12 protein-coding genes and 1 tRNA gene are annotated in these 15,752 nt (G+C 71.6%); 8 read left to right on the forward strand and 5 right to left on the reverse strand.

Translation table 11 applies throughout. The annotated features are described in order from the left end of the window. The first annotated feature begins 384 nt into the window (after nucleotides 1-384). Both ACWD4A_RS16300 and ACWD4A_RS16305 read left to right on the forward strand, forming a co-directional pair. Nucleotides 385-2,001: a M4 family metallopeptidase gene (locus tag ACWD4A_RS16300; protein ID WP_451194313.1), complete on the forward strand. Its 1,617-nt coding sequence runs from the start codon at nucleotides 385-387 to the stop codon at nucleotides 1,999-2,001. Nucleotides 2,002-2,179: 178 nt separating this feature from the next. Further along, complete coding sequence (locus tag ACWD4A_RS16305) at nucleotides 2,180-2,677, forward strand: hypothetical protein (protein ID WP_451194314.1); 498 nt, start codon at nucleotides 2,180-2,182, stop codon at nucleotides 2,675-2,677. A 33-nt stretch (nucleotides 2,678-2,710) separates the two neighbouring features. Here ACWD4A_RS16305 and ACWD4A_RS16310 read toward each other — a convergent pair whose 3' ends face one another. After that, complete coding sequence (locus ACWD4A_RS16310; RefSeq protein WP_451194315.1) at nucleotides 2,711-3,415, reverse strand: pentapeptide repeat-containing protein; 705 nt, start codon at nucleotides 3,413-3,415, stop codon at nucleotides 2,711-2,713. Nucleotides 3,416-3,517: 102 nt separating this feature from the next. On the opposite strand from ACWD4A_RS16310, the gene ACWD4A_RS16315 reads away from it, so the two are divergent. Both ACWD4A_RS16315 and ACWD4A_RS16320 read left to right on the forward strand, forming a co-directional pair. Beyond that, nucleotides 3,518-4,513 carry a zinc-binding dehydrogenase gene (locus tag ACWD4A_RS16315; protein ID WP_451194317.1) on the forward strand — a complete coding sequence of 332 codons (996 nt, stop codon included), beginning with the start codon at nucleotides 3,518-3,520 and terminating at the stop codon, nucleotides 4,511-4,513. A 235-nt stretch (nucleotides 4,514-4,748) separates the two neighbouring features. Continuing rightward, the gene (locus ACWD4A_RS16320) at nucleotides 4,749-6,326 is read left to right on the forward strand and encodes an MFS transporter (protein ID WP_451194319.1); all 1,578 of its coding nucleotides are present in this window, start codon (nucleotides 4,749-4,751) and stop codon (nucleotides 6,324-6,326) included. Between the two features lie 19 nt (nucleotides 6,327-6,345). On the opposite strand, the gene ACWD4A_RS16325 is transcribed toward ACWD4A_RS16320, so the two are convergent. Then, entirely contained in the window at nucleotides 6,346-7,467 is a 1,122-nt protein-coding gene (locus tag ACWD4A_RS16325; RefSeq protein ID WP_451194321.1) for a M24 family metallopeptidase, read from the reverse strand. A 249-nt stretch (nucleotides 7,468-7,716) separates the two neighbouring features. On the opposite strand from ACWD4A_RS16325, the gene ACWD4A_RS16330 reads away from it, so the two are divergent. Next, nucleotides 7,717-9,882, forward strand: a complete 2,166-nt coding sequence (locus ACWD4A_RS16330; protein ID WP_451194323.1) for an MMPL family transporter — start codon at nucleotides 7,717-7,719, stop codon at nucleotides 9,880-9,882. 66 nt (nucleotides 9,883-9,948) lie between these two features. Here the strand turns inward: ACWD4A_RS16330 and ACWD4A_RS16335 are convergent. Then, nucleotides 9,949-10,022, reverse strand: a tRNA-Thr gene (locus ACWD4A_RS16335). A gap of 218 nt (nucleotides 10,023-10,240) precedes the next feature. On the opposite strand from ACWD4A_RS16335, the gene ACWD4A_RS16340 reads away from it, so the two are divergent. From ACWD4A_RS16340 to ACWD4A_RS16350, 3 genes are all read left to right on the forward strand, one after another. After that, nucleotides 10,241-11,371 (forward strand): ABC transporter ATP-binding protein, encoded by a 1,131-nt coding sequence (locus tag ACWD4A_RS16340; RefSeq protein ID WP_451194325.1) that lies wholly within the window; start codon nucleotides 10,241-10,243, stop codon nucleotides 11,369-11,371. 242 nt (nucleotides 11,372-11,613) lie between these two features. Continuing rightward, nucleotides 11,614-12,030, forward strand: a complete 417-nt coding sequence (locus ACWD4A_RS16345; RefSeq protein WP_451194327.1) for a hypothetical protein — start codon at nucleotides 11,614-11,616, stop codon at nucleotides 12,028-12,030. 120 nt (nucleotides 12,031-12,150) lie between these two features. Further along, nucleotides 12,151-12,873 carry a nucleotidyltransferase family protein gene (locus ACWD4A_RS16350; protein ID WP_451194329.1) on the forward strand — a complete coding sequence of 241 codons (723 nt, stop codon included), beginning with the start codon at nucleotides 12,151-12,153 and terminating at the stop codon, nucleotides 12,871-12,873. 67 nt (nucleotides 12,874-12,940) lie between these two features. Here the strand turns inward: ACWD4A_RS16350 and ACWD4A_RS16355 are convergent, their stop codons facing one another. Both ACWD4A_RS16355 and rlmB read right to left on the reverse strand, forming a co-directional pair. After that, the gene (locus tag ACWD4A_RS16355) at nucleotides 12,941-14,557 is read right to left on the reverse strand and encodes a DoxX family membrane protein (RefSeq protein WP_451194331.1); all 1,617 of its coding nucleotides are present in this window, start codon (nucleotides 14,555-14,557) and stop codon (nucleotides 12,941-12,943) included. 136 nt (nucleotides 14,558-14,693) lie between these two features. Continuing rightward, nucleotides 14,694-15,647, reverse strand: a complete 954-nt coding sequence (gene rlmB, locus ACWD4A_RS16360) for a 23S rRNA (guanosine(2251)-2'-O)-methyltransferase RlmB (RefSeq protein WP_451194333.1) — start codon at nucleotides 15,645-15,647, stop codon at nucleotides 14,694-14,696. Nucleotides 15,648-15,752 lie beyond the last annotated feature (105 nt).

The following is a 15,752-nucleotide window of genomic DNA, read 5'->3' on the forward strand; positions in this document are numbered from 1 at the left end:
CCGCACCTTCCCGCAACGCCGGACGGGCTGAATTCAGCCCGTCCGGCGTTTGAGGACGCGGCCGCAGGCCGCCCCCGCCGCAGGCGGCGAACGGCGGGACAGCCGGACAACCGGGGCACGCCCCCACCCCGAACGCCCCGCAGGGCCACCGCATCCCACATACCGGACCCCCCGACCCACCCACTCCACCGCATAGCGGAATCAAACAACCCCCCTTCGGAGAACGCGAGATCAATTCCTTGTTGCGCCCCTGTCAATGACGCCTGATCAATGGCACGCTCGACTCAACTAGCTCCTGCACCACTCCTGTACCACAGGGCGGTCGTACGGCGTTGCACAGCGCCGTGCACCCGACTGCCCCAACCCCCCTCATAGGAGACAGAGTTGAGCAGCATCACCTCCACCTCCCGTAAGAACACCCTGCGCGCCGCCGCCCTGGTCGCCTCCGCCGCGATGGTCGTCATCGGTGTGCAGAGCGGCTCGGCGAACGCGAAGGACGAGCGGGAGAACGGCGCGCGGGCGCTGGCGCTGTCCGCCCCGCAGCGGGCGGCCGCGCTGCAGAGCGCGCAGACGGAAGCGGGCAGCACGGCCGCCAAGATCGGGCTGGGCGGCAAGGAGAAGCTGGTCGTCCGTGATGTGATCAAGGACGCCGATGGCACGGTGCACACCCGCTACGAGCGCACCTTCGACGGCCTGCCGGTGCTCGGCGGCGACCTCGTCGTGCACGAGACGAAGAGCGGCTCGCGCAGCGTCGACAAGGCGACGGACGCGAACATAGCCGTGCCGACCACGACGCCGTCGGTCGCGCCGTCCACCGCGAAGAAGAGCGCGCTGAGCGCCGCCGCGGAGCAGAAGAACGCCAAGACGGACAGCCAGGCCCCGCGCAAGGTCGTCTGGGCGGCGAGCGGCAAGCCGGTCCTGGCGTACGAGACCGTGGTCACCGGCGTGCAGAAGGACGGTACGCCGAGCAAGCTGCACGTCGTCACGGACGCGGCCACGGGCAAGACACTGTTCCAGCGCGAGGCCATCGAGACCGGCACGGGCACCAGCACCTACGGCGGCACCGTCCCGCTGACCACGACGCAGAGCGGCTCGAACTACCAGCTCGTCGACGGCGCGCGCGGCGGCCACAAGACGTACGACCTCAACCAGGGCACCACGGGCACCGGTTCGCTCTACACCAACGCCACCGACACCTGGGGCGGCGGCCGCCAGACCGCGGGCGTCGACGCGCACTACGGCGCGGCCGTCACCTGGGACTTCTACAAGAACGTCCTCGGCCGCACCGGCATCAAGAACGACGGCAAGGCCGCCTACTCCCGCGTCCACTACGGCGACAACTACGTCAACGCCTTCTGGGACGACGAGTGCTTCTGCATGACGTACGGCGACGGCGAGGGCAACAACCACCCGCTGACCTCGCTCGACGTGGCCGCCCACGAGATGAGCCACGGCGTCACCTCGGCGACGGCCGGGCTGAACTACAGCGGTGAGTCCGGCGGCCTCAACGAGGCGACCTCGGACATCTTCGGCACGGCCGCCGAGTTCTACGCCAACAACAGCAAGGACAAGGGCGACTACCTCATCGGCGCGTCGATCAACATCAACGGCGACGGGACGCCGCTGCGCTACATGGACAAGCCGAGCAAGGACGGCGCATCGAAGGACTACTGGTCGTCCGGCCTCGGCAGGCTCGACGTCCACTACTCGTCCGGCCCCGCCAACCACTTCTTCTACCTGCTGTCCGAGGGCAGCGGCACGAAGACGGTCAACGGCGTGACGTACAACAGCCCGACCTACGACAGCTCCAAGCTCGCCGGTATCGGCCGGGACAAGGCCACCAAGATCTGGTACAAGGCCCTGACCACGTACTTCACCTCCACCACCAACTACAAGGCCGCCCGCACGGGCACCCTCAAGGCCACCGCGGACCTCTACGGCTCCACCAGCGCGGAGTACAAGGCGGTCGCGGCCACCTGGACCGCGATCAACGTGAAGTGATCACCACCGGCTAGCTCCTCCTCCCGCGGCTCGTACCAGGACCGCGTCCCCGTTCACCAGGACGGCGGGGGCGCGGTCCGCCGCGCGCGGGCAGCGGACCCGGACCGGGCCGGACCGGACCGGGCCCCGTTTCGTACGCGTTTACGCACCCGCCCCGCCGCCGTGACACCATCGAGGCGTGATCGACCTCGGCTACTCGCTTTCGCGCCGCTTCCCCGACCCGCCGCAGACGGACTACCGCACCGCCGATGTGCGGACCCTGCGGCACGACCTCTTCTGCGGTGACGTCTACCTCGCCGACGTGAAGACGGACCGCGAGCTGTCCACAGCCTGGGGATGGGTGCCGGTCCTGGACTTCGCCTGGGCGCTGTGCGACGTCCTGGAGCAGGTCGACCGCGATCCCCGGGGCAACCGCGCGTCCGTCCCGCAGTACGCGGAGCTGGACTTCACGGAGTCGACCGACCGGATGCTCTTCGAGCGGCGCTTCGGCTGGGTGGAGGTCGAGGCCGACTGGATGCCGGCCGACGAGCCCCCACTCAACTTCAACTTCCGGGCGCTGCGGCGCGAGGCCCGGGACTTCCTGCACGACCTGATCGCGGACCTGTCGGACATGCACGAGGGCCTCGCCGACAACCCGGCGGTCTGGGACCTCCAGGCCCGCTTCCCGCGCGTCTGACCCGAAGGCCCGCCCCGGCGGGACCCCGCGGGCTCAATCCGTCGGCGGCTCGACCCGCACACCTATCTGCGCGGCGAACGCGGGCGCGAGATCGAGCAGTTGGGACGGGCTGATGACCGCGCCCGACAGCTGGTCGACCCCCCGGGCGATGTCCAGCTCGCCGGCCGCCCGCAGGTCGACGTCCGTCATCCGCACCGCCGAGAAGTCGACGCGCCGCAGCACGCAGTCGCGGAAGACGACCCGCTCCAGGACGGCACCGCCGAAGTCCGCCTCGGAGAGGACGCAGCCCTCGAAGGTGACGTCCTTCAGCCGTGCTTTCCGCAGATTCAAATAGTCGATCTTGCCGCCGCGCACCAGGACCCGCTCCAGCACCGCGCCGTGCATCTGCACACCGCCGAGCCGGGCGTCCCGCAGCTCCACGTCGCGCAGCCGGGCCTCGGCGAGGTCCGTACCGACCCCGCGGACGCAGTCCAGGACGCAGTCCACGAACCGCGCCCTGGCGAGCCGGGTCTCGTCCAGCGCGCACCGGTACAGCCCGCAGTCCATGAAGCGGGCGCCCCGGCCGCTCTCCCCCGCGAAGTCGATCCCGGTGAAGTCCAGCCCGTCGTAATCGCCCTCGGGCTCCAGCCCGGATCCCTCGTACGGCCGCAGCGGAGGGAGCCGCACCTCTGGAAGCCTGACCACCGGGGCGGCCTTCCGCCGCCCCGACCTGCCTTGCGCACCGCCGTTCGTCGCCATGGGCCCACCGTGGCACAGGGCACTGACAACGCGCCTTGACCTCAACCGCGGTCGAGGTCGAACACTCGAGATCGTCAGCGTCAGCTCCATGGAGGAAACACCATGCACGCCATCCGGTTGTACGCCTTCGGCCCCGCCGAGAACCTCACCTACGAGAGGACCGAGGACCCGGAGCCGGGCCCCGGCCAGGTGCGGATCGTGGTCTCCGCCGCCGGGGTGCACCTCGTGGACACGACCCTGCGGCAGGGCGACTCCAAGGGCCCCTACAAGCCCCCGCCGCTGCCCACCATCCCCGGCCGCGAGGTCGCGGGCACCGTCGACATGGTCGGCGAGGGCGTCGACGACGCCTGGCTGGGCCGCCGGGTGGTGGCCCACCTGGGCGCGGTGCCGGGCGGGTACGCGCAGCTCGCCGTCACCGAGGTGGAGAAGCTGCACCCGATCCCGGAGGGGCTGGCCGACGACCACGCCATCGCCATGGTCGGCACCGGCCGCATGGCGCTCGGCATCCTCTCCTTCACCGAGCTGACCGGCGACGACGTCGTCGTGATCCCGGCCGCCGCGGGCGGCGTCGGCGCGCTGCTCGTGCAGCACGCGAAGAACGCGGGCGCCACCGTCGTCGCGCTCGCCGGCGGCTCCGCCAAGGTGGAGCGCGTCCGCGAACTGGGCGCCGACATCGCGGTCGACTACACCGACGAGACATGGCCGACGGCGGCCCGCGCCGCCCTCGGGGCGCGTACGGCCACCGTCGTCTTCGACGGGGTGGGCGGGGACGCGGCGCGCGAGGCGGTCGGGCTGCTCGGGCCCGGCGGCGCGCACCTGGTCTTCGGCTGGTCCTCGGGGTCCCAGGGCCCGCTGGTCGTGGACGCCGACGAACTCGCCGACCGGTCGATCACCTCGCGCAGCGTGCTGGGACAGCCGATGCTGGAGCGGCTCGGGGGGCCGGAGGGGATGCACCGGGCCCAGGCGGAGTCGCTGGCGCAGGCGGCGGCCGGGCGGGTCACCCCGCTGGTCACCCGCTTCCCGCTGGAGCAGGCGGCGGCCGCGCACCGGGCCCTGGAGACGCGGCAGACCGTCGGCAAGGTCGTGCTGATCCCCTAGTCGCGTTGATCCTCTAGTCGTGCTGATCCTCTAGGGCCCGCCCCGGGCCCCGGCCCTGACCGCAACCAAACGGCGGTCAGGGCTTTCCCAATCCGTCCCGCACACCGCTTGAAGACCGAACAAAATCTCCCGCCCCCGACAAGCGCCCGTCGCCCGCCCGGCCTAGTGTGGAACGCGCCCTCGTACCGAAAATTCTTGCCGAAATTCTTGCCGAAATCGGAAAAGAGCCGTTCCGATGAGCTCCACGCACACGGGCCCCGTTCCTCCGATGTCCGCCGACCGGCCCCGGGCCGATCCCCGCCGCTGGTGGGGGCTGGTCGTCATCGCGATCGCGCAGCTCATGGTCGTTCTCGACGCGACCATCGTGAACATCGCCCTGCCGTCCGCCCAGCGGGCCCTCCACATGTCCGACGGCAACCGGCAATGGGTGATCACCGCCTACACGCTGGCCTTCGGCGGGCTGCTGCTGCTCGGCGGCAGAGTCGCCGACCTGGCCGGCCGGAAGCGCGCCTTCATGACCGGGCTCATCGGCTTCGCGGGCGCGTCCGCGCTCGGCGGCGCCGCGCAGACGTCCGGGCTGCTGTTCTCCGCCCGCGCCCTCCAGGGCGCGTTCGGGGCGCTCCTCGCGCCGTCCGCGCTGTCGCTGCTCACCACCACGTTCACGGACCTCAAGGAGCGCAGCAAGGCGTTCGGGATCTACGGCGCCATCGCGGGCGGCGGCGCCGCGATCGGGCTGATCGCGGGCGGCCTGCTGACCGAGTACCTGAACTGGCGCTGGTGCCTGTACGTGAACGTCCCGGTCGCGATCGTCGCCTTCCTCGGCGCGGGGGTCTTCCTCCGTGACGACCGCCGCCGCCGTGGCGACGGCGCGCAGCGCCTCGACATCCCCGGCGTCGTCCTGGGCTGCGGGGGCCTGGTGGCGATCGTCTACGGGTGCAGCGAGGCCGAACCGCGCGGCTGGACGGACCCGCGCGTGCTCGGGCTGCTGTGCGGCGGTGTGGCACTGCTGGCGCTGTTCACCTGGTGGCAGACGCGGGCCAGGAGCCCGCTGCTGCCGCTGCACATCATCCGCGACCGCACCCGCGCGGGCTGCCTCCTGGTGATGGGCCTCGCCGTCGTCGCCATGTTCGGCATGTTCCTGTTCATGACCTACTACCTGCAGGTCGTGCTCGGCTACTCCCCGGTCAAGACCGGTCTCGCGTTCCTGCCGATGACCGCCGCCATCGTCGTCAGCGCGACCCAGATCTCCGCCCGCCTGCTGACGCGCGTGCCGCCGCGGGCGCTGATGGTGCCGGGTGCCGTCGTCGGCGCCGCCGGGCTCTTCCTGCTCGTCTTCCTGCCGGTCGAGCCCGCCTTCGTCTCGCACGTCCTGCCCGCCGAGCTCCTCGTGGGCCTCGGCATGGGTCTGATCATGATGCCCGTCATGGCCACCGCCACCGCGGGTGTGCCGCCACGGGACTCGGGCGTGACCTCATCCACTGTCAACACGGCGCAGCAGGTGGGCGGTTCCATCGGCACCGCGCTCCTCAACACCATCGCCACGTCGGCCAGTACCGCGTACATCGGCTCGCGCGTGCGGGCGGCAGGCGGTGCGCTCACCCCCGCCGCGCGGGACTCCGTCGTCAAGTCGGGCGTCGTCCACGGCTTCAACGTCGCCATCGGCTGGGGCTCGGGCATCATGCTCCTCGCCGCCGTCGTCGGCTGGCTGATGGTCACCACCGGCGCGCCCCGGGCACTTCCCCCGGGGGTGACGGCCGAAGCGGAGGAACGTCACCACATGCGCGCCCGCGAACCGGACGAGAGCCCCAACTAACCGTTTCAGGCCATCCGGTTCAGGCCACGACCAGCAGTTCCCGCGCCGTGTTGTTCAGCCGGCGGGCACACGATTCCGTGCAGACGACGATGTCCTCGATGCGGACCCCGAAGCGGCCCGGGAGGTAGATGCCCGGTTCGATGGAGAAGCACATCCCCGGGCGCAGCGGGAGGTGTTCGCCCTCGACCATGTACGGCGGCTCGTGGGTGGTGACGCCGATGCCGTGGCCCGTGCGGTGGATGAAGTACTCGCCGAAGCCCGCGTTCCGGATGACCTGGCGGGCCACGCGGTCGATCTCCTGGCAGGGCACTCCGGGGCGCACCGCCTCGAAGGCCGCCTGCTGGGCCTCCCGGACCACGTCGTGGACCTTGCGCTCCTCGGCGGTCGGTCCGCCCACGTGGACCGTGCGCGTGGTGTCCGAGCCGTAGCCGTCCTTGAGGCCGCCGAAGTCCATGACGACCATGTCGCCGGTCCCGATGACCCGCTCCCCCGCGTCGTGGTGCGGGCTGGCGCTGTTGGGGCCGGAGCAGACCAGGGTGAAGTCCACCTGGGAGTGGCCGTGTTCGCGCAGCAGCCGGGCCAGGTCCGCCGCCACGTCGCTCTCCCGGCGGCCCGCGAACCGCAGCCGCACGATGTCCTCGTACGCCGCGTCCGCGGCCGCCCCGGCCGCCGCCAGCCGCTCCACCTCGTACGCGTCCTTGACCGCCCGCAGCATCGGCAGCAGCTCGGTGAAGGCCCCGAACGACGCGGCGGGGCAGGCCCGCTGGAACGCCAGCAGGTGCAGCGCCCAGGCGTTGTCCGAGACGCCGTAGCGGCCGCGCGGGTCCAGCAGGGGGACGAGCGCGGCGTACGGGTCCTGGCCGTCCGGCCAGCCGGTGACCGTCAACGCGCGGGCGGCCGGTGCCTGTTCGGCGTCGGGGCGCTCCAGCGCGGGGACGATCAGCTGCGGCCGCCGGCCCGGTGCGAGCAGCAGCGCGGTGAGCCGCTCCGTGACGGGCGGGTGGTAGCCCGTGAGCCAGGCCAGATCGGGGCCCGGGGTGACCAGCAGACCGGCCAGCCCGGCCTCGGCGGCCGCCACGGCGGCGCGTTCCATCCGGGATGCGTGGACCATGGGCCCCTCGGGCACGGCTGCTTCGCTCATGGGGGCAGCGTAATCCGGACGGAGGCGGTCGGCAGCGCGTTCCTCTACCTCACGGGTGAGAGCCCCTCATCCGCCGGGAGGAGAGGTACCCCGACCCAGGACCGATTTCCCCGGAAACGCGTTGTGGAGGGGAATCGGGCGCGCCTAGCGTGTTGACGCCCGAATCGAACTCTTGGCTGTCGTTCTTCCGAACCCATGGGCTTTTGTTCTTCCGCCGGGCAGCGCTGGACCAGACGTTGAAGGAGCACCATGTTCCGACGGATCGGACGGTTCGCCGTCCACCGCCCCTGGCTGACCATAGCGGGCTGGATCATCGCCGCCGTGGCCCTCGCCATGCTCGCCCCGGGTCTGAAGTCGACGACCGATGAGACAGAATTCCTCCCTTCGCACTACGAGTCCGTACAGGCCGGGAAGCTCCAGGAGAAGGCGTTCCCGCAGACCGAACAGCCCTCCGCGATCGCCGTGTTCCAGCGGAGCGACGGGGGCAAGCTGACGCGGACGGACCGGAACGACGTCGTCAGGATCACCAGGAGCCTGAACGACAAGCACCACAAGGGCATCGCCAAGGTGGTGACCGGCCCGCAGGCCGTCTCCCCCAACGGCGAGGTGGCCCTCGCCAATATCGTCGCCGTCGACCGCAACTCCCAGAGCGACACGGTCCCCAACGCGGTCAAGGACCTCCGCTCGGACGCGAAACCCCTGCTCGACGGCACCCAGTTGAAGATGGGCGTCACCGGTCAGGCGGCCACCACCCTGGACGCCAAGGAGTCCTCGGGCAACACCGACGCCATGATCATGTCGGCGACGCTGCTCCTGATCGTCGTCCTGCTGCTGGTGATCTTCCGCAGCCCGCTGATCGCCCTGCTGCCCGTGCTGATCATCGGCGTCGTGTTCAGCGTCGCGATGGGCCTCATCGGCACCGTGGCCCACGCGGGCGGGCTCAAGGCCGACAACAACATCACCCCCATCCTCATCGTCGTCCTCTTCGGCGTCGGCACCGACTACATCCTCTTCCTGCTCTTCCGCTACCGCGAGGAGCTGCGGAACGGCGAACAGCCGAAGAACGCGCTCGTCAACGCGGTCGCCCGGGTCGGTGAGACCATCGCCTCCGCCGCCGGTGCCGTCATCGTGGCCTTCGTCGCCCTGCTGCTCTCCACCATGGGCATGATGCGCGCGATGGGCCCCTCCCTGGCGATCTCCGTCGCGGTGACCCTGGTGGCCGCGCTCACGCTCGTGCCCGCCGTCTTCTCCCTCCTCGGCACCAAGGCCTTCTGGCCGTCGAAGGCGTGGAAGAAGAAGCCGCGCAACCGGATCTCCGGCGGTCTCGGCTCGGCGGTCGCCCGCCGCCCCGGCATCATCGCGGCCGGCTCCGCCGTCGTCCTCGCCGTGCTCGCCGTCGGCGTCCTCAGCTTCAAGCCGGAGTTCGACACGGACAGCCAGCTGCCGCAGAAGCTGGAGTCCGTGCAGGCGATGAAGGACCTCCAGCGCGGCTTCTCCGCCGGGCAGTCCGACCCGGCGATGATCTACGTCCAGTCCAGGAACGGCGCCCCGCTCGACAAGGGCGCCCTGGACACCTACCGGTCCCGGCTGGAGAAGATCGACGGCGTCGGCACCGCCGCCCTCACCGCGACCAGCACCGACCGGACCGTCGCCCAGTACAGCGTCGTCCTCAAGTACCGCCCCACCGAGGACAAGGCCATCGAGATCGCGGGCGGCGCCCTCCGCGACGGCGCGCACGCCGCGGCGCCCGCGGGCACCCGGGCCGTCGTCGGCGGCACCTCCGCCGTCCTCTCCGACGTGGAGAAGGCCGTCAACCACGACTACAAGGTCGTCTTCCCCGTGGCCGGGCTCGCCATCATGGTCATCCTGGGGCTGCTGCTCCGCAGCCTGGTCGCGCCGCTGTACCTGATGGCCTCCGTCGCCCTGGGCTTCGGCGCGACGCTCGGCGCCACGGTCTGGCTCTTCCAGGGCGCGCAGCACAAGGACGGCCTGCTGTTCATGCTGCCGGTCATCGTCTATCTCTTCGTCGTCGCGATCGGCACCGACTACAACATCCTCATGGTGGCCCGGCTCCGCGAGGAGGTCCGCCGGGGCGTCCCGCCGCGCGAGGCCATCCGCACGGCGGTCTCCCGCTCGGCGCCCACGATCTCCTCGGCGGCGATCATCCTCGCGGGCACGTTCGGCGTGCTGATGCTGGCCGACAACTCGATGCTCCAGCAGATGGGCTTCGCGGTGGCCTTCGGCATCCTGCTGACGGCCTTCATCATGGCGATGCTGCTCGTCCCCACGGTGACCTCGCTGCTGGGCCACAAGGCGTGGTGGCCGGGACACCAGGACGCGCCCCGGGCCGACGCCGCGCCGCTGCCGTCCGACAGCGCGCCGCGGTGGGCCGCGGGCGAGGAGGTACGGCGGTGACACCGCCGTAAGCGCGCGGACGACACCGGCCCCCGTGAATGATCACGGGGGCCGGTGTACCGTCCGAGCCGCCTGTCGGATTCGAACCGACGACCCTCGCTTTACAAGAGCGACGCTCTGGCCAACTGAGCTAAGGCGGCAGGATGCGCGCGGGACTGCCCGCGAACGCTGCCCCACTCTACACAGCGCCCCCTTCCGGCATCCACAGAGTTGCCACACGACAGGCCCGTCCCCCGCCACCTGCTGACAAGCGCCCCCACCACGGGTAGCGTCACCCGCAGCCCCGTCCAATTGGACTGGACCACTCCCTCTACTCGGATCGTCCGGCACGTTCCTGCCGGTGAAGGGATCTCTCACCATGGCCACGGTCACGTACGACAAGGCGACCCGGATCTACCCCGGCGCCGACAAGCCCGCAGTCGACCAGCTCGACATCGCGATCGAGGACGGCGAGTTCCTCGTCCTCGTCGGGCCCTCCGGGTGCGGCAAGTCCACCTCGCTGCGCATGCTCGCCGGGCTGGAGGACGTCAACGGCGGCGCGATCCGCATCGGCGACCGCGACGTCACCCATCTGCCGCCGAAGGACCGGGACATCGCCATGGTGTTCCAGAACTACGCGCTCTACCCGCACATGACCGTCGCGCAGAACATGGGCTTCGCCCTGAAGATCGCCGGCGTGAACAAGACCGAGATCCGGCAGAAGGTCGAGGACGCGGCCCGCATCCTCGACCTCACCGAGTACCTGGAACGCAAGCCCAAGGCGCTCTCCGGCGGCCAGCGGCAGCGCGTGGCCATGGGCCGCGCGATCGTCCGCGAGCCGCAGGTCTTCCTCATGGACGAGCCGCTGTCCAACCTCGACGCCAAGCTGCGCGTCCAGACCCGCACCCAGATCGCCGGGCTCCAGCGGCGCCTCGGCATCACCACGGTCTACGTGACCCACGACCAGGTCGAGGCCATGACCATGGGCGACCGGGTGGCCGTGCTCAAGGACGGCCTGCTCCAGCAGATCGACTCGCCGCGCAACATGTACGACCGGCCCGCCAACCTCTTCGTCGCGGGCTTCATCGGCTCGCCCGCCATGAACCTCGTCGAGGTGCCGATCGCCGACGGCGGCGTGAAGTTCGGCGACAGCGTGGTGCCCGTGTCCCGCGAGGCGCTGACCGCCGCCGCGGACCGCGGCGACAGCACGGTGACGGTCGGCGTGCGCCCCGAGCACTTCGACGTGGTCGAGGAGGGCGGCGACGCCCTCGCCAAGCCGGCCGGCGCGGACAGCCGGGCGGGCCTGGCCGTCACGGTGAACGTGGTCGAGGAACTGGGCGCCGACGGCTACGTGTACGGCACGGCGGAGGTCGGCGGCGACCGCAAGGACCTCGTGGTCCGCGTCAACGGCCGCCGGGTCCCCGAAAAGGGCTCCCTCATCCGCGTCGTCCCCCGCTCCGGCGAACTCCACGTCTTCTCGACATCCTCGGGCGAGCGGCTCAGCGACTGACGTCGCACCTCACCCGAAGCGGCTCCGCCGCTTGTCCTCAATCGCCGGACGGGCTGGATTTCCAGCCCGTCCGGCATTTGAGGATGCTCCCGCCACAGGCGGCACTTGTCATCAAATACCCCGACACACCTCGGCTTTTCGATCCCGTACGTCAACCCGAGTCCCGTCACGACCCCCATTCCCTTCGCTCGACCGAGTGACTAAATGTCGTCCTTTCATTACCCCTCGCTACCATCTGCGACATGAACCAGGCCGCCCGCCGCATCGGCAGAACACTCGCCTTCGTCCTCCCCGTCGTGCTCGTCCTCTCCGGGACCCTCGCGGTCACCCGCGTCCCGTGGGCGGCGCCCAGTGCGGACTCGCAGGTGCTCACCGCCTCGTCCGACACCGCCTCCACCCAGGCCAAGGCCGCCCGCGCCCCTCACGAGGTGCTGCGCGAGGCGCTGTTGAACGAGCTCCAGGTGAAGGGTCCGGGCGCCGCGCTCACCCACCTCCAGACCGCGACCAACGGCCGCCCGTCGCTCGCCCGGCACTGCGCCGACCTGGCCCGCGCGCTCGGCCGGGCCGCCGCCGCCATGTACGGCCCCAAGCAGGCGCAGAGCTACTCCCGGCCCGTCTGCGACACGTCGTTCGCCTCCGGCGTCGCCCAGGGCCGCTGACCGCCGCCCCCGGGCCCAGCCGCACACCCGGTCGTACGGCCTCCCCGTACGGCCCCCGCACGACCGCCCGTACCGCCGCCGCCCGCACCCCCGCCCGGGCCACGGCATATCGTGCGGAGCATGACCGGCACGCACCCGTATCCGTACCCCACCCAAGCCGTGGTCCTGGCCGGAGGCCAAGGGTCGCGGCTTCGCCCGTACACCGACGACCGCCCCAAGCCGATGGTCGAGATCCCCGGCACCGGGACCCCGATCATCGGCCACCAACTGGCCTGGCTCGCCGCTGAGGGAGTCACCGACGCCGTCGTCTCGTGCGGCCATCTGGCGGAAGTTCTCCAGGACTGGCTCGTGTCGGCCGATCTGCCCCTCCAGGTGACCACCGTGGTGGAGAAGGAACCCCTCGGCCGCGGCGGCGGTCTGAAGTTCGCGGCCGCGTCGCTCCCGCACCCCGACCGCCCCTGGTACGCCACGAACGGCGACATCTGGACCCGGTTCTCGCTCCGGGAGATGGCCGCCTTCCACCACGAACGCGACGCGACGGCCACCCTCGCGCTGGCCCGCCCCCGCATCCCGTGGGGAGCCGTGGAGACCGACGAGTTCGGGCACGTCCTCGACTTCATCGAGTCACCGCCGTCGCCGTACCTGATCAACGCGGGTGTCTATGTCTTCTCCGCGGCCTTCACCGCCCTGCTGCCCGAGCGCGGCGATCACGAGCGCACCACCTTCCCGCGCCTCGCGCGCGAGCGGCGGCTGGCCGGGTATCCGCTGCCGCACGGCGCCTACTGGCGGGCCATCGACACCGCCAAGGACCTGACCGAGGCCGCCAAGGAACTCGCCGGCTGACGGGCACGATCGAGCCCCCGCACCCTGACCGGGTACGGGGGCGAGGGGCGGGGGCCGCTCCCGGCGCTCAGCCGAGGAGGCCGCCCAGGGCACCGCCGGTCGAACCGCCGGTGGACGAGCCGCCCGAGGTGCCCGTGCCGCCGCTCCCGGAACCGCTCGACGCGGACGAACCGGAGGGGCTGCGCGGGGCCGCGGGGGCCTCGTGGTGCTGCGGGGTCTGGGGCGCGTTGTGGACGCCGTGGCTGGCGCCGGGGTGCCCGGCGGTGCCCGCCGTGCTCTCCGTGGCCTTCGCGGTGCCGGGGGCGGCGGGCCCGGTGGCGGACGGGGTCGGGGTCTTCTTGCCCGGAAGGGTGGGCTTGGGAGTGCCCGGGGCCGTCGCCCCCTGGCCCAGGCGGGACGGCGATCCCGTACCGGGGGCCTGCGGAAGCGGCGAGCCGGGCAGGTTGTTGACGGGCGGGTCGCTCGGGCCGGGCGTCCGTACGGTCTCCGAGGAGCGCACCGCGCCGCCCAGCGTCGAGCCGACGATCAGGGACAGCCCGACGAGGACGGTGGCCATCACACAGCCCCGGCGCAGCACGCGCCTCCGCAGCTCCCACAGCTCGGCGCGCGGACCGAGCCGCCGCCACGCCTCCCCGGCGAGGCGCCCGTCGACGGAGTAGAAGGGCGCCCCGGCGATGACCAGGGGGCTCCAGGCGGCGAGGTAGATGATGTCGGGGGCGTCGTAGACCGGCACGGTGCGCCAGGTGACCGTCACGAGGAGGACGACGGAGAGCAGCACCCCGATGCCGGCGGCGAGCCGCTGCCACAGCCCGAAGAGGGTGAGGACGCCGACGACGACCTGGAGGAAGGCGACGGTGAGCCCGGAGCCGACGGGGTGGGCGAGGGCGAAGTCGCGCAGCGGCGAGGCGGCGGCCCACGGGTGCAGCGAACTCAGCCAGGTGACCATGGAGCCCCGGCGGCCGCCGTCGAAGTAGACGGGGTCGCAGAGCTTGCCCATGCCCGCGTAGACGGAGCTGAGCCCGAGGAAGATCCGGAGCGGGAGCAGCACGACGCCGAGGTTCATCCGGCGGCCCGGATAGTAGGCGTGCCGGAGGTCGTCGCCCGCGCGCCTCGACCCGGATTCGTCGTCGCCGTCGAACTGCTCGTACCCGTACTGGTCTTCGTCGTACGCACTGTCCGTCGGGCGTACGCCGTGCAGCAGTTGGGTCCCGGGGCCCACGGGGTCGACGAGCTCGCCGGGGGCGCTCCCCTCGACGGGGCCGCGGGGGCCGACGACGGTGGGGGGAGGCGCTCCGGCCCCGTCGACCCGGATACGGGGCAGCACTTGGGTGGCGCCCGCGTCGCCGCCGACGGCGGTGTCCGCGGGGTGGGCCGCGGAGTCCCGTACGGCTTGCAGGAGTTCGGTGGGCGCCGCGTCGCCGGGGCGGGTCCGGCCGCTCCACACCACGGGGGCCCTGCGGCGGGCCCCGCTCTTGACCGTGGGCAGCTGTGCCGTGTCGACGACCCCGGCGAACTGGCGGGCAAGGCGCGGCGGCCGGGCGAGCTGCACGCGGAAACTCACATGGCTGACGACGATCTGCGCCGGGTCGGACGGAACTTTCACCGTACTCAGCGCGGGCTGGTCGTCGTACCCGGAAGAGCTTCCCCCCGTGGGTTTGCGGGGTGTTCTGGTGTCCACGCTCATCTAACCGAGTGACTTCTGGTTAGGACACTGCCTTGACCGGTCCGAACTGTCCGAGACCCGTCAAGGTTATGGAACGCGGAACGCCGGACGGGCTGAATTCGGCCCGTCCGGCGTTTGAATCACGATCCGGATGGGATCAGGCGCGGCGCCGGGCCGCCTCGTAGAGGACGACGCCGGCGGCGACGCCCGCGTTCAGCGACTCGGCGCCGCCGGGCATCGGGATGCGGACGCGGAAGTCGCAGGTCTCGCCGACGAGGCGGGAGAGACCCTTGCCCTCGCTGCCGACGACGATCACGACGGGACCCTCCAGGGCCTCCAGCTCGTGCAGCTCGACGTCGCCGTCGGCGGCCAGGCCGACGACCATCAGGCCTTCCTTCTGGTACGCCTCCAGCATCCGCGTCATGTTGGTGGCGCGGGCCACCGGGGTGCGGGCGGCGGTGCCCGCGGAGGTCTTCCAGGCGCTGGCGGTCATGCCGGCCGCGCGGCGCTCGGGGACGACCACGCCGTGACCGCCGAAGGCGGAGACGGAGCGGACGACGGCGCCGAGGTTGCGCGGGTCGGTGATGCCGTCGAGGGCGACGATCAGCGGGTCCTCGCCGTCGTCGTACGCGGCGGCGGTGAGGTCCTCGGGGTGGGCGTACTCGTAGGGCGGCACGGAGAGGACGAGGCCCTGGTGGTTCAGGCCGTTGGTCATCCGGTCCAGCTCGGGGCGGGGGGCCTCCATGAGGTTGAGGCCCTTGTCCGCGGCGAGCTGGAGCGCCTCGCGGACGCGCTCGTCGTTGTCGAGGTACTGCTGGACGTACAGGGTGTTCGCGGGCACGCCCTCGCGCAGCGCCTCGACGACCGAGTTACGGCCGACGACGAGCTCGTTGGCGCCCTTCGGGCCGCCGCGGCGCGGGGCCGGGCGCTTGGAGGACTCGTGCCGGACCTTGGCGTTGGCGAGACGGTTCTTCTTGTGACCCTTGCGCGCGGACGCGGGCGGGGTCGGGCCCTTGCCCTCCAGGCCTCGGCGCCGCTGGCCGCCGCTGCCGACCTGCGCGCCCTTCTTGTTGGACGTGCGGCGGTTCCTGCGCTGGCTGTTGCCGGCCATGGGTGCACCTGTTTCTTCTACTGCTCAAGAGCGGGAGCTCTTGTAAACGTACGTACGAAAAGTGTCTCTCAGGACGGGCCGTGTCGCTCGGGGGTCACTCGGGGG

The sequence above is a fragment of the Streptomyces sp. NPDC002537 genome (assembly GCF_053594975.1).